Raw genomic sequence first — 13,637 nt, forward strand, 5'->3', positions numbered from 1 at the left:
ATGGACCTCTCTCTCCTCGCCCTGTTGCTGACGGCCGGCCTCGCGAGTCTCTTCATGGCGTGGGTGATCGGCGCCGGGTCGAGCGGCGCGACCCCCTTCGCGCCCGCGGTCGGGGCGAACGCCATCTCGACGATGCGGGCGGCCTTTGTCGTCGGCGTCTTCGGCTTCCTGGGCGCGGTCGTCCAGGGTGGCAACGTCTCCGAGGCCGTCGGCCGCGGGCTCGTCGGCGGGGTCACGCTCCCGGCGGCGGGCGTGATCGCCGTGTTGCTCATCGGTGCCGGGCTCATGGCCGTCGGGATCCACACCGGTTACCCGATCGCGACCGCCTTCACCGTCACCGGCGCCGTCGTCGGCGTCGGCCTGGCGCTCGGGGGCACGCCCGTCTGGGCGAAGTACCAGCAGGTGGGGGCTGTCTGGCTCCTGACGCCGGTCGTCGGCGGCGGACTCGCCTACGGCATCGCCAGCGTCCTCCCCAGGGCGGACGCCCCGGAGCGGGTCTGTGTTCCCGCCCTCGCGGGGCTGGTCGGGGCCGTCCTCGCCAACGTCGACTTCGCCGGCCTCGGCCCCGGCGGGGAACCGGGGTCGGTCGCCGGGGCCGCCCGGCGGCTGCTCGCGCCCGGCAGTGGACTCGTCCCCGTCGCCGTCACCCTCGGGCTGGCGCTCGCGGTCGCGGTCCTCGTCCACTGGGACGTCAGCCGCGACGAGGCCGGCGGGCTCCGGCGCGTGCTCCTGGCGCTCGGCTCGCTCGTGGCCTTCTCCGCGGGGGGGAGCCAGGTCGGGCTCGCCGTCGGTCCCCTGCTCCCCCTGATGGACGAGGTCGGGGCCGTCACCCCGGCGGTCGTCCTCGCCGGCGGGGGTGCCGGGATACTGGTCGGCTCCTGGACCGGCGCCCCGCGCATGATCAAGGCGCTGGCCCGGGACTACTCCTCGCTGGGGCCGCGCCGCTCGATCGCCGCGCTGGTCCCCTCGTTTCTGATCGCCCAGACCGCCGTCCTGCTCGGCGTGCCGGTCTCGTTCAACGAGATCGTCGTCTCGGCGATCATCGGCAGCGGCGCCGCCGTCGGCGGGAGCGGCGCGGTCAGCGCCCGGAAACTCCTCGTGACCGTCGGGGCGTGGGCGGGGTCGTTCGGCCTCGCCTTCGGGCTGGGCTACGGCGCGGTGGCGCTCTCACCGCTGTAGGCCGCCGCGGCCGGTCAGGCCGTCCGCGGCGGCGGGACCAGGTAGACGTTCCCCCGTGCCCGCGCCACCAGGTCCTCGGAGACGCTCCCGAGCATCAGTCGCCGGAGCCGGCTCTGCCCGCGTGACCCCACCAGCGTCGTCGTGGGTGTGACCGCCTCCTCGACCGCGAGGATCTCCTCGGCGGGACTCCCCTGTCGGACCCGGATGTCGGTGTCGATGTCCCACCCTTCGAGGGTGTCGGCCAGCTCCCCGAGCCGGGTCTCGGCGTCCACGTCGGCGTCGTCTTTCGGCGACTCGACGTGGACCAGCGTCGCCTCCTGGGTGGCGTGCCGGAGATACGAGAACGCGTCGAAGGCCCGCTGTGCGTTCTCCGAGAAGTCGGTCGCGTACAGCATCCGCTGGAACAGGTGCTCCCGGAGCAGCTCGGGGTCGTCCACGTCGCGCTCGACACGGTTGACCAGAAGCGGCGCGACGGTCGTCCGCGCGAGATTTCGAGCCGTCGAGCCGATCACGCGGTTCGCGAGCGGGCTCTGCCCCCGGGAGCCGACGATGGTCATGTCGGCGTGGACCGTCCCCGCCACCCCGTTGATCCGGCGGTACGGCGTCCCGCGGACGACGTGGGTCTCGACCTCGAAGCCCGCCGCCTCCATCACGTTCCGGTAGCGGTCGAGCCCCTGCCGGCGGCGCTTCTCGAGCCCCATCCCCGGCATCCCCGCGTGGACGTTCGAGGGAACGACCGTCACCAGGTGGACCGTATCGACGCCGACCCGCTCGAGACACTCCAGGCAGGTCTCGTTCTCGATCGCCGCTTCACTCGCCGCCGAGAGGTCTGTCGCGTACACTGCCCTCATGCCCGACGGTTCGTCACACAGCTATAATATTGTTTGGATCGTACAACAGAGGGCGGTCCAGACGCGGCCCCGGGGCGGGTGTCAGCTCCGGGTCCCGACCCGACAGCGCCGGATGCTCTCCTCCCGGCCCGGCGGCGCCGGCGGCGGCGCGCGCGAGCAGCACTGGCGGGTCCCGAGCCCCGGCTGTCGGCGCGTCCCCGGACCCGCTATATTCGGATAACGTATGGATGTATCCCGGTCGGTTAGGCGTCACATCCGCAGCGATAATATTGTATAGCAAATCCAAAACCGTTAAACAGTACACCGGATTACCCATGCGTGAGCAGAAACCCATGAACGACACAATATCGAACGGGGTATCGACCGATGTTCGGGCTTGAGAACGCGACCGGCGTCGAGGGGGCGGTCCTCGTCATCGGTGTCGTCCTGGCCGAGGCGGTTCTCCTGTACGTCGGGTACGGGCTCCTCGAACGGCTGCTGGGGCCGGCGCTGGTCGACGTACTCAGAGGGGACTGACAATGGAGCTATTCGGTGTCGCGCTCTCGTTGCTGGCGCTGTTTGCCGGATTCGGCGTGCTGATCGGGCTCCTCTTCGGCTTCTTCGGCATGGGGGGCTCGTTCCTGGTCACGCCTGCACTGATCGTGATGGGCTACGACACCAGCGTCGCGGTCGCCTCCGGGCTCGCGTTCGTGTTCGCCACGTCGGTGATCGCGACGCTCAAACACCGGGATCTGGGTCAGGTCGACTACAAGCTCGGCGTGCTCATGATCGCCGGGACGACCGCGGGGATCGAGGTCGGGAAAGTCGGGCTCCACTGGCTCGAGGGGCTCGGGCTCGCGAACACCGTCGTCAGCGTCGTCTACATCGGCCTGCTCGGCGGCATCGGCGTGTTCATCACCTACACCGCGGTGCGGGGTGGCGGTGGCGGCATCAGCCACGACGCCGAGGCGGAGGCCGACGCCGACGACATCCCCGACATCGCGAAGACGATCCAGTCCTACCGGGTCCCGCCGATGATGCGCCTCCGTGGCGGGATCAGGGTCTCCCTGTGGATGATCCTCGGGGTCGCGTTCGCGACGGGCCTGCTCTCCGGCTTCCTCGGGGTCGGCGGCGGGTTCATCCGGATGCCCGCGCTGTTTTATCTCATCGGCGTGCCGGTCCCCATCGCGGTCGGGACCGACCTCTTCGAGATCGTCTTCTCGGGCGGGATCGGGAGCTTCCTGTACGCCATCGACGGCGCGGTCGACCTCACCATCGTCGTCCCGCTTCTGGCCGGGAGCGCGCTCGGTGCCCGCCTGGGTGCCGCCGCGACCAGTATCGTCGACGAGGACGAGATCAAGGTGTACTTCGGCGTGATGCTCCTGCTCGGGGCAGTGGCCGTCGCCGTCCGCGAGATAGGCGGGCTCATCGACGCGCCCGTCCTCCAGCTCGTCTCGCTCGTGATCATCCTCGGGGCGGCCGCGCTCGTCTCCGGCGCCGTCGTCGTCAGCTCCGTCCGCGAACTGCGGGCCGAGACGACCACACCGACCCGCGCCCCCGACTGACCGTTCGGCCGCCGGGAACCGGCGCAATTGTGCGGGTTCCACACAAGTCTTTTAACGACCCGCCCCGTACGCGGGGTTAATGCCGGATTCGATGTCAGAGCAACTCCAGCGGGACATGGTGTGTGAGGGGCTTCTCGAGTGTTTCCACGGGCTCAAACAGCTCGACAGGGAGTGTTTCGAGACGCTCGTGGAGGCCGACGACCCGCTGACCGTCGACGAGGTCGCCGAGCAGGTCGACCGCGAACGCTCGACCGCCTACCGGGCCATCCAGCGGCTGCTTCAGGCGGGGTTCATCCAGAAGGAACAGGTCAACTACGACCAGGGCGGCTACTACCACGTCTACCGGCCCACCGACCCCGAGAAGATCGCCGACGACATGCAGCGCCTGCTCAACGACTGGTACGCCAAGATGGGCCAGCTGATCCAGGAGTTCGAGACCAAATACGGGCAACGCGAGCGCTCCGCCCCGCCCGCCGAGAGCTGAGCCGACTGTCTGTCTCCCTCTCCGGCCTCTCTGTCCCGTTGTGAACGCTCCACAGTTCACGCTGGGCCGCTTTATTTTGCACAATACACACACAACCACTGCCAGCCGGCAGCGAACGGGACCGACACCGTCTCACGTCACACACCCTGCGGTCGCCGTTTTCTATCGGCCAGTCCAACCCGTCTGGACGAGCGTCCATATCCGTCGGGTAGCGGGCGGACTCCGGAGCGCCCGTGCACCCGTCTCGCGCTACGTAAACTAGGCGCTGACGCGTATAAGTCCCCGTAGTACGGCCCTCGAAAGTGAGAACCGTGCGACGGCTTATCGGTGGTGTGTTTTTAGTACTTGATACATGACCGCCACAGTCTCACTCGCCGTCGCGGGCTGGGTGGCGTTGCTCCCGCCGGAGCTCGCGAGCCGCGCACAGTTCGGCTGGACGATCAGCGTACACATCCTCTTCGCGGCGCTGTCGGTCGGGCTCGCGCCCTTCATCGTCTACTTCACCTGGAAGGCCGTCAGGACCGGCGACGAGCGGTTCGCCAGGCTGCGCTCGTTCTGGACGAAAGTCTTCGCCGTCGGGTTCGTCATGGGGACGGTCACCGGCATCCCGATGAGCTTCCAGTTCGGGACGAACTTCCCGCGGTTCGCGGAGGTCGCGGGGGAACTGATCGGGGGGCCGCTGGCCTTCGAGGCGAAGATGGCCTTCTTCCTCGAGGCGGTTTTCCTCGGGGTGTTGCTGTTCGGACGCGAGCGGGTCAGCGACCGGACGTACGTCCTCTCGGCGGTGCTGGTCGGTGTCGGCGCGTGGCTGTCCGGCTTCTGGATCCTGGTGGTCAACGCCTGGATGCAGACCCCGCAGGGCTTCGAACTGGTCGCGCGCAACGGGATGGACGTCGCCGTGCTGACCGACCCGGTGGCCGCCTTCCTGACCCCGCGGCTGTCCTGGATGTACGTCCACATGGTCAACGCGTCGGTGATCTCCGTCGCGCTGCTCGTGGGGGGCGTCTCGGCGTACGTCGTCTGGAAGAAACGCGACGCCGCGGCGTGGCGCACCGCCCTGAAGATCGCCGTGCTCGTCCTCGTCGTGTCGGCGCCGCTGCAGGCGGTCCACGGCGACGCCTACGGCCGCCACGTCGAGGACACCCAGCCCCAGAAGTTCGCCGCCATGGAGGCCCACTACGAGACCGGGCAGGCCGACCTCCACCTCTTCGCCGTCCCCCGCGACCCGAGCGCGCTGACCGACCCGCGTGCCGAGAACCTCTTCACTATCAGCCTCCCGGGGCTCGGGTCGTTTCTCGCCAGCGGCGGGGACGCCAGCGCCGAGGTCCTCGGGCTGAACGAGTACGAGCAGAACCCGCCGGTCGCGCTCGTCTTCTGGTCGTTCCGGGCCATGGTCGGGCTCGGCTTCCTGTTCATCGGGCTCGCGCTGTGGGGGGCCTGGCGCCTCTACAGGGGACGGCTCGCCGACAGCGACCGGTTCCTGAAGGCGATGATGGTCACCTCGCCACTCGGCTACGGCGCCCTGCTGACCGGCTGGTACGTCACGGAGATCGGCCGCCAGCCGTGGGTGATCCAGGACGTGCTGAAGACGAGCGAGGCGGTCTCCCGGTCGCTGACGTCGTTCGAGGCGACGGCGACGCTCGTCGGCTTCGTCGTCGTCTACGTCGCCCTGATCGCCGCCGCCCTGCTCGTCCTGAAGTGGCTGGTCGAGGAGGAACTCGCCGAACTGGGGGCCGTCGACCCGCCGAACGCCGGCCGCGACTACCTCCCCTGGGTGGGTGGCGATGACTGACCTGCTCCCCGTCGACGGCTACCTCGTCGAGTCGCTGCCGGAGGTGTGGTTCGCTGTCGTCGTCTTCGCGCTCGGGATGTACGTCGTGCTGGACGGGTTCGACTTCGGTATCGGCATGTTGTACGCGACCCGCGAGGAGGAGGACCGGGAGACGCTGCTCGCGGCCTTCGGCCCGGTCTGGGACGCCAACGAGGTGTGGCTGGTCGCCTTCGGGACGATGCTGCTGGCGGCGTTCCCGCCGGTGTACTCCCGGCTGCTCGCCGACAACTACCTCCTGGTGACCGGGTTCGTCCTGGCGTTGCTGTTCCGGGGCGTCGCGCCGGAGCTACGCGAGCAACGCGAGGACGAGGACTGGCAGCGGGCCTTCGACCGCCTGTTCGTCGCGGGGAGTACGCTCGCGCCGCTCCTGTTCGGCGTCCTCGCCGGCCGGTGGGTCTTCGACGTGCCGGCGCTGTCGGCCCCGGCGCTTTTGACCGGCGTCGGGCTCGTCGCCGTCTCGGTCGCCACCGGCGCCGCCTTCCTGGCCGCGAAGACCGAGCCGGCCCTCGCCGCCGAGCTGCGCGACTACGGCGTCCTCGCCACGCTTGGCTACCTCGGCGGCGTGGTCGCGCTCCTGGCAACCGTCGTCGCGACCGACGCCGGCGGGGCCGCCGGGACGGTGCTCTCGGCGCCGGCCGCCGCGGTCGTCGGGCTCTCCGTGCTCGCGGGGCTGGTCGGGGTGGTCCTGGCCCGCCGCGGCCAGTACCGCCGGTGGCTCGCGAGCGCGCTGGCGCTGCCCGCGCTGTTGAGCGTCCTGCTCGGCCTGTTGCTGTACCCGCAGGTCTACCCGCCGACCGGCCTGACCGTCCGGGCGGCGGTCGTCTCCCCCCTCGCGCTCAACCTCGTCACCGTCATGGGGCTGCCGGTGCTCCTGCTCGTGCTCTGGTACTTCAAGTTCCTCTACGGCGTCTTCAGCGGTCCGGTGAGCGGCTCCTACGGCGGCTGAGGGCCGTGGCGACTGCGCGGCCACGCGGGGAGCGGCGCTATCCCGCCGGGGAAGTCACACCCGGGTGCGTCGCCGGCGCCGGCCGGCGGGCTACCGGTCCCGCTGGAGCCGGCCGGGCACCCACTCGCCGTCGAACTCCTCGTGGATGAACTCGCGGGCGTCGGCGCCGGCGTAGGTCGCCACACACTGGCCGTCGCCCTCGAGATAGTACTTGTCGGTGGTCAGCCCCTCCAGGCCGACCGGGCCGCGGGCGTGGACCTTGCCGGTGGAGATGCCGACCTCGGCACCCAGCCCGTACCGGTAGCCGTCGGCGAACCGCGTCGAGGCGTTGTGGAAGACGCTCGCCGCGTCGACCCCCTGCATGAACGCCCGGGCGCGCTCGCTGTCCTCCGTCAGGACCGACTCGGTGTGCTTCGAGCCGTAGGTGTTGACGTGGTCGATGGCCTCGTAGACGTCACCGACGACGCCGATGGCGAGTTCGAGGTCGCCGTACTCGGTCGCCCAGTCGTCGTCGGTGACGGGGTCGATATCGACGACCTCGCGGGTGGCCGCGTCCCCCCGGAGGGTCACCCCGGCGGCCTCGTAGCGGTCGACGACAGCGGGGAGGAACTCCTCGGCGACGGCCTCGTGGACCAGCAGGGTCTCGACGGCGTTGCAGACCGCCGGGTACTGGACCTTCGCGTCGAGGGCCACGTCGCCGGCAAGCTCGAGGTCGGCGGCCTCGTCGACGTAGACGTGACAGACCCCCTCGGTGTGTCCAAGCACCGGGATCTGGGTGTTGTCCTGGACGTAGCTGACAAACTCCGAGGAGCCACGGGGCATCACCAGGTCGACGGCGTCGTCCATCTCGAGCACCCTGTCGACGGCCTCGTGGGCCTCGATGAGCTGTGCCCACCCCTCGGGGATGGCCTCGACCGTCGCGACCGCCTCGACGACGGTCCGGTAGAGCTCCCGGTTCGTCTCGCTGGCCTCGCTGCCACCCTTGAGGATGACCGCGTTGCCCGACTTCAGCGCGAGCGCGGCGATCTGGACCAGCGCGTCCGGCCGGGACTCGAAGATGGTTCCGACGACGCCGATGGGGACCGAGACCCGGTAGAGCTCGAGCCCGTCGTCCAGCCGGCGCGCAGTGAGGGTGCGGTCGAGCGGGTCGGCCTGGTCGGCGACGCTCTCGACCATCTCGGCGATCCCCTCGAGCTTCTCGCCGTCGAGTTTCAGCCGGTCGACCAGCGCCTGAGTGTACTCGCCCTCGGCGAGCAGCGTCTCGGCCTCCGCGACGTCCTCTTCGTTGGCCGCCAGGACCGCCTCCTCGTTGGCCCGGAGCGCGTCGGCGACCGCCCGGAGCGCCTCGTTGCGGGCGGTCTCGTCGACGTTGGCCAGCCTGAGCGCGGCCTGCTGGGCCGCGTCGACCTGTGTTTCGGTGTCGGTGTCATTCATCGCTCTCACTCTCCTTGGGGACGAATACCGTCCCGACGGGCTTGGACGCAACGATCCGCTCCAGTACGTCCCGCTCCTGGGAGCTGGCGATCACTGCCGGGACGCCGCTCTGGCTGACGTCTCTGGCCCCCTCCACCTTCGTCTGGATGCCGCCGAACTCGGCGTCGGTGTCCCCGCCGACCGCTCGCTGGACCGCGTCGTAGTTGTCGCCGACCGCGGTGATCAGCTCCGCGTCCGGGTCCTCCTTCGGGTTGCTGGTGTAGACGCCCCCGACGTCGGTGAGCGTCACCAGCAGGTCGGCGTCGACGCCGATGGCCACCGAGGCCGAGAGCATGTCGTTGTCGCCGATCCGTATCTCGTCGGTCGCGACGGCGTCGTTCTCGTTGACGACCGGCACGACCCCCCACTCGAACAGCGTCTCGACCGTGTTGCGGACGTTCTGGAACCGCTCGGGGGTCTCCAGGTCGTCCTCGGTCAGCAGCATCTGGGCGACCCGCTGGTCGTACCGGCCGAAGCTGGCGGTGTAGCCGGCCATCAGGTCGCTCTGGCCGACCGTCGACAGCGCCTGGCTGGCGACCACCGAGTCGGTCGGCTCGTCGATCCGCCCCCGGCCCGCCCCGACCGCGCCCGAGGAGACCAGCAGGACCTCGATGCCGCGCTCGCGCAGGTCCATCACGTCGGTGACCAGCTTGTCGAGTTTCACCCTGTCGAGCTTGGAGTCGCCGTCGGTCAGCGAGTTCGTGCCGGCCTTGACCACCACCCGTCCGGCGGCGGCCGCCCGCTCGCGGGCCGCGGTCTCGACCGGCTCGGGCACCGACTCGACCGCTGCGGCCCCCTCACTCATCCTCGAACCCCTCCGCGAGTTCCCGCGAGCGCCGGGCCGCGGCCTCGACCGCGCCGGCGAACTCCGTCTGGACGTCGCTGTCCCACAGCAGCTCCATCCCCTCGATGGTGGTCCCGTTGGGCGAGCAGACCGCGTCGATCAGCTCGTCGACCGACCGGTCGTCCCGGAGCACCGTCTCGGCGGCCCCGCGGAACGTCTGTGCCGCGAGCAGCTCGGCCTCTTCGGGGTCGAGTCCCCCGTCGACCCCCGCCTGTTTCATCGCCTCGACCAGGTAGAACACAAAGGCCGGCCCGGAGCCGTTGACCGCCGTGGCGGTGTCCATCAGCGACTCCTCGACCTCGACGAACTCACCGACGGCGTCCAGCAGCGCCCGGACCTCGTCGGTCACCGGCCCCGCGACGGCGGCCGCCATGTGGCCGGTCTCGGCTGCCAGGTTGGGCATCACGCGGACCACCGTCGCGTCTGTCCGGGCCGCGACGTACTCCCGGGCGACCCCGGCCGCGAAGGTGAGCAGCGTCTGCTCCGGCCGCAACTCTAAGTCCTCCAGAACCGCGTCGACCACGCTCGGCTTGACCGCCAGCACCACCAGGTCCGCCTCCCGGGCCGCTGCGAGGTCGGTCGTCGTCTCCTCGGCCGCCGACTCGACTGCCGCCAGCGCCTCCGGGTCCGCGTCCACCGCTGTCACGGTGTACTGGCCGGCGCTTGCCAGCCCGGTCACGAACGCTCCGCCCATGTTTCCGACGCCGATCACGCTTACGTGTCCCATCGTATGCCACCGCAGAACACTGAGCGACATACCAACTGCGATACGCGGCCGCCCGGACGCCGCCGCCGGCCGCGGCGACGCCGGCCGCTCGCGTTCTGTATCGCGACATACGATTTATGAGTGCGCGACCCCGCCACGCGCCGTGCTTATACGAATCCGTCGCAAACGGCGGGTATGGTCGAGAACGTCGCGGGCGAGATGGCGGAGCTGGAGCCCGAGGACTTCCACCTGCTGTCGGGGGTCGAGCAGGGGATGCGCTTCTCGGAGTGGGTCGCCCGCGAGAAGCTGCCGAACTTTTCCCGGCTCACCGCCGAGGACGTCGACTACCGGCTGGACCGGTGTGAGCGCCGCGGGCTGGTCGAGCGCAAGACCATCCAGTATGAGGGCTTCCGGCTCACCTTCGAGGGGTACGACGCGCTCGCTCTCCACACCTTCGCCGAGCGCGAGACCATCGAGGGCGTCGGCGCCCCCCTGGGCGTGGGCAAGGAGAGCGACGTCTACGAGGTCCGGTCGTACAAGCCGCTCGCACTCAAATTCCACCGGGAGGGGTACACCAACTTCCGGGAGGTGATGCGCGAGCGGGAGTACACGGCCGACCGCGAGCACGTCTCCTGGCTGTACACCGCCCGCAAGGCCGCCGAGCGGGAGTACGACGCGCTGGAGACGGTCTACCCCGAGGTGTCGGTCCCCCGGCCGGTCGACCATAACCGCCACGCCGTCGTGATGGAGCGGATCGAGGGCGTGGAGCTGGCAAACGCCGCCCTCGAGCCCGGCCAGGCCGTCCCCGTGCTGGACCTCGTTCTGGAGGAGATGGCCGCCGCATACGACGCCGGTTACGTCCACGCGGACATGAGCGAGTACAACGTCTTCGTCAACAGAGAGGGGGTCACGGTCTTCGACTGGCCCCAGGCCGTCCCCACAGACCACGAGAACAGCGACGAACTCCTCGAACGCGACGTCGCGAACATCGTCGGTTACTTCCAGCGCAAACACCCTTCCCGGCTGGGCGAGGTCGACGCCGCGGCGCTGGCCGATGCACTCGCTGCTGACGACTTCTCCTCGGTCCGGGCCTTTGAGGCCTGAAGCGGTCGATTTCACTCACTTCGGCTATTCCCTGCTCGCGGGGGCGTCGGTAGCGATAAACCACATGCCGCGATATCGAATCTGCGCCGGCGGGCACAGCGTTCGCGAACACAGTCCGAAGCCCTTTTGCCCGAAAGCGGGGAAGGGAGGGTAACTCGCTGGGACGCGGGCGCCAGCGGGCACCTGCCTGTGCAGGTCGGGATGTGACCGGCGAGGCCTCCGGTCTCGTGGAGGCGGCGACCGCCGCCGGGTTGAACCACGCAAGGCCCGCACGCCAACCATGACACGCAGCGCATACTCGCACATCCGGGAAGCCTGGCAGGACCCGGACGACGGCAAACTCGCTGAACTGCAGTGGCAACGACAGCAGGAGTGGCGCGACCAGGGGTCGGTCGTCCGCATCGACCGCCCCACCCGGCTGGACCGGGCCCGGTCGCTCGGCTACAAGGCCAAACAGGGCGTGGTCGTCGCGCGCGTCTCCGTCCGGAAGGGCGGTGCGCGCAAGCAACGGTTCACGGCCGGCCGCCGCTCCAAGCGCCAGGGCGTGACCCGGATCACCCGCCGGAAGAACATCCAGCGCGTCGCCGAGGAGCGGTGTGCCCGGGTCTACCCCAACCTCCGGGTGCTCAACAGCTACTCCGTCGGCCAGGACGGCCGCCAGAAGTGGCACGAGGTCATCCTGGTCGACCCGAACCACCCCGCCATCGAGAACGACGACGACCTCTCGTGGATCTGCGACGACGACCACTCCGGCCGGGCCCTGCGCGGGCTCACCAGCGCCGGCAAGCAGAACCGCGGCATGGGCTCGCGGGGCAAGGGCACCGAACACACCCGCCCCAGCGTCCACGGCAACAAGGGCCGCGGGAAGTAACCGCTCTCGGCGCTCTCCGACCGATTTTCCCCCGATTTCCCCGCAGCCAGCTCCGGCTACGCTGCCGTCTTCGACGTCGCTCCGAAGCCAGTCTCGTCCCCCGGACCTGATTTGATATCGTGACATGGAGTGTATCACCACCGCGGTGTCTCCGTCCACCCCGGTCCGGTGACGTCGCTGTGCCGGGGCCGCGTGGCCGGCGCGGTGTGACTAGTATGTGGTTATATTCCTATTACGATTAATATTTACACGAGGCGGGACACCGTCCGGGTATGCCGCATGGCATGGACGTCGACGGCGACCCCGAAGAGCTGTCGACATACGAGTGTCTCCGCTGTGGCGACATCGTCGAATCGCGCTCGCACCCCGGCACCTGCGACTGTGGTGGGGAGTACCAGAACCGGGCGAAATCGCTCGAGTAGCCGGACAAGACAGTATGGCTTCAGAGAACACCGCTACAGCGGCGAGCACGGACGCCGAGGTCGCTGACGAGCCCGAATCCGCGCTCGAAACCGCCCGCCGCCAGCTCAACAAGGCTGCCTCGCTCATTGACGCCGACCCGAACGTCGTCGGGCGACTCAACTACCCGGCGTCGGTCCACGAGGTGACGATCCCGCTGGAACGTGACGACGGGACCGTCGAGATGTACCGGGGGTACCGCGCCCACCACGACGGCGTCCGCGGCCCGTACAAGGGCGGGCTGCGGTACCACCCCGACGTCACCCGCGAGGAGTCGATCGGGCTGGCGATGTGGATGACCTGGAAGTGTGCCGTGATGGACCTGCCCTTCGGCGGCGCGAAGGGCGGGGTCGTCGTCGACCCCAAGGAGCTCAGCGACGCCGAGATGGAGCGGCTGACCCGCCGCTTCGCCAACGAGATCCGGAACCTCATCGGGCCGATGACCGACATCCCCGCGCCGGACATGGGTACCGACGCCCAGACGATGGCCTGGATCATGGACGCCTACAGCGTCCAGGAGGCGGAGACGATCCCCGGCGTCGTCACGGGCAAGCCGCCGGTCATCGGCGGCAGCGAGGGCCGCGAGGAGGCGCCGGGCCGGAGCGTCGCCATCGTCAGCCGCGAACTCTGCGAGTATCTGGACCGCTCGCTCGCGGACACCACCGTCGCCGTTCAGGGCTACGGAAGCGTCGGCGGCAACGCCGCCCGCCTGCTCGACGAGTGGGGGGCCGACGTCGTCGCCGTCAGCGACGTCAACGGCGCGGCCTACGACCCCGACGGCCTCGAGACGGCGTCGATCCCGCTGCACGACGAGGTGCCCGGGGCCGTGACCGACTACGGCGAGCAGACGCTCACCAACGCCGACATCCTTGAGCTGGACGTCGACCTGCTGGTCCCCGCGGCCGTCGGCAACGTGATCACCGAGGCCAACGTCGACGACGTCCGCGCGGACATGGTCGTCGAGGGGGCGAACGGCCCCATCACGTTCGGCGCCGACGCGGTCCTGGCCGAGCGCGGGATTCCCGTCGTCCCCGATATCCTGGCGAACGCCGGCGGCGTGACGGTCAGCTACTTCGAGTGGCTCCAGGACATCAACCGCCGGTCGTGGTCGCGCCAGCGGGTCAACGAGGAACTCGAAGCCGAGATGCTCGACGCCTGGAACGACGTACGCCGGGAAGTCGACGACCGCGGGGTCACCTGGCGCGACGCGACGTACATCGTCGCGCTCTCCCGGATCGTGGACGCCCACGAAAAGCGCGGGCTGTGGCCCTGAGTGCGGGCTTTTGGGTTCGTATGCTGGAGACACCTCGCTACGCTCGGTGTCTGCCTACTCGCGGCTCCTGAC

General features: G+C 69.6%; 14 protein-coding genes. 10 read left to right on the forward strand and 4 right to left on the reverse strand.

What is annotated here, in order from left to right; all coding sequences use genetic code 11:
- Window positions 1-1,179 carry an inorganic phosphate transporter gene (locus GN153_RS11425; protein ID WP_159902844.1) on the forward strand — a complete coding sequence of 393 codons (1,179 nt, stop codon included), beginning with the start codon at window positions 1-3 and terminating at the stop codon, window positions 1,177-1,179.
- Window positions 1,180-1,193: 14 nt separating this feature from the next.
- Here the strand turns inward: GN153_RS11425 and GN153_RS11430 are convergent, their stop codons facing one another.
- Window positions 1,194-2,030 carry a universal stress protein gene (locus GN153_RS11430; RefSeq protein ID WP_159902846.1) on the reverse strand — a complete coding sequence of 279 codons (837 nt, stop codon included), beginning with the start codon at window positions 2,028-2,030 and terminating at the stop codon, window positions 1,194-1,196.
- Between the two features lie 366 nt (window positions 2,031-2,396).
- Between GN153_RS11430 and GN153_RS17530 the strand changes: the two genes are divergently transcribed.
- The 5 genes from GN153_RS17530 to GN153_RS11450 all read left to right on the forward strand — a co-directional run bounded on the left by GN153_RS17530 (window position 2,397) and on the right by GN153_RS11450 (window position 6,835).
- Window positions 2,397-2,546, forward strand: a complete 150-nt coding sequence (locus GN153_RS17530) for a DUF7512 family protein (protein WP_201287881.1) — start codon at window positions 2,397-2,399, stop codon at window positions 2,544-2,546.
- A 2-nt stretch (window positions 2,547-2,548) separates the two neighbouring features.
- Entirely contained in the window at window positions 2,549-3,574 is a 1,026-nt protein-coding gene (locus tag GN153_RS11435; protein ID WP_159902857.1) for a sulfite exporter TauE/SafE family protein, read from the forward strand.
- Between the two features lie 79 nt (window positions 3,575-3,653).
- On the forward strand, window positions 3,654-4,058 hold the full coding sequence (locus GN153_RS11440) for a helix-turn-helix domain-containing protein (RefSeq protein ID WP_159902859.1): 405 nt from the start codon (window positions 3,654-3,656) through the stop codon (window positions 4,056-4,058).
- Window positions 4,059-4,410: 352 nt separating this feature from the next.
- Window positions 4,411-5,850: a cytochrome ubiquinol oxidase subunit I gene (locus GN153_RS11445; protein WP_159902861.1), complete on the forward strand. Its 1,440-nt coding sequence runs from the start codon at window positions 4,411-4,413 to the stop codon at window positions 5,848-5,850.
- The gene (locus GN153_RS11450; protein WP_159902863.1) at window positions 5,843-6,835 is read left to right on the forward strand and encodes a cytochrome d ubiquinol oxidase subunit II; all 993 of its coding nucleotides are present in this window, start codon (window positions 5,843-5,845) and stop codon (window positions 6,833-6,835) included. Before GN153_RS11445 ends, GN153_RS11450 begins: the two co-directional genes overlap by 8 nt.
- Window positions 6,836-6,925: 90 nt before the next feature.
- Here the strand turns inward: GN153_RS11450 and GN153_RS11455 are convergent, their stop codons facing one another.
- The 3 genes from GN153_RS11455 to proC are packed head-to-tail and all read right to left on the reverse strand — an operon-like array spanning window position 6,926 to window position 9,879.
- Window positions 6,926-8,269: a glutamate-5-semialdehyde dehydrogenase gene (locus GN153_RS11455; protein ID WP_159902865.1), complete on the reverse strand. Its 1,344-nt coding sequence runs from the start codon at window positions 8,267-8,269 to the stop codon at window positions 6,926-6,928.
- Window positions 8,262-9,113 carry a glutamate 5-kinase gene (gene proB / locus GN153_RS11460; protein WP_159902867.1) on the reverse strand — a complete coding sequence of 284 codons (852 nt, stop codon included), beginning with the start codon at window positions 9,111-9,113 and terminating at the stop codon, window positions 8,262-8,264. The genes GN153_RS11455 and proB overlap by 8 nt, the downstream gene beginning before the upstream one ends.
- Window positions 9,106-9,879, reverse strand: a complete 774-nt coding sequence (proC, locus tag GN153_RS11465) for a pyrroline-5-carboxylate reductase (RefSeq protein WP_159902869.1) — start codon at window positions 9,877-9,879, stop codon at window positions 9,106-9,108. The genes proB and proC overlap by 8 nt, the downstream gene beginning before the upstream one ends.
- Before the next feature lie 174 nt (window positions 9,880-10,053).
- Here proC and GN153_RS11470 point away from each other — a divergent pair, with 174 nt between their 5' ends.
- From GN153_RS11470 to gdhB, 4 genes are all read left to right on the forward strand, one after another.
- Complete coding sequence (locus GN153_RS11470) at window positions 10,054-10,962, forward strand: serine/threonine-protein kinase RIO2 (RefSeq protein WP_159902871.1); 909 nt, start codon at window positions 10,054-10,056, stop codon at window positions 10,960-10,962.
- Window positions 10,963-11,242: 280 nt separating this feature from the next.
- Window positions 11,243-11,833, forward strand: a complete 591-nt coding sequence (locus GN153_RS11475) for a 50S ribosomal protein L15e (protein WP_159902873.1) — start codon at window positions 11,243-11,245, stop codon at window positions 11,831-11,833.
- Between the two features lie 272 nt (window positions 11,834-12,105).
- Window positions 12,106-12,255: a rubrerythrin-like domain-containing protein gene (locus tag GN153_RS11480; RefSeq protein WP_159902875.1), complete on the forward strand. Its 150-nt coding sequence runs from the start codon at window positions 12,106-12,108 to the stop codon at window positions 12,253-12,255.
- Window positions 12,256-12,269: 14 nt separating this feature from the next.
- The gene (gene gdhB / locus GN153_RS11485) at window positions 12,270-13,565 is read left to right on the forward strand and encodes a glutamate dehydrogenase GdhB (protein WP_159902877.1); all 1,296 of its coding nucleotides are present in this window, start codon (window positions 12,270-12,272) and stop codon (window positions 13,563-13,565) included.
- The last annotated feature ends 72 nt before the right edge of the window (window positions 13,566-13,637 follow it).

The sequence above is a fragment of the Salinirussus salinus genome (assembly GCF_009831455.1).
In the GTDB taxonomy this organism is placed as follows: Archaea; Halobacteriota; Halobacteria; order Halobacteriales; family Haloarculaceae; genus Salinirussus; species Salinirussus salinus.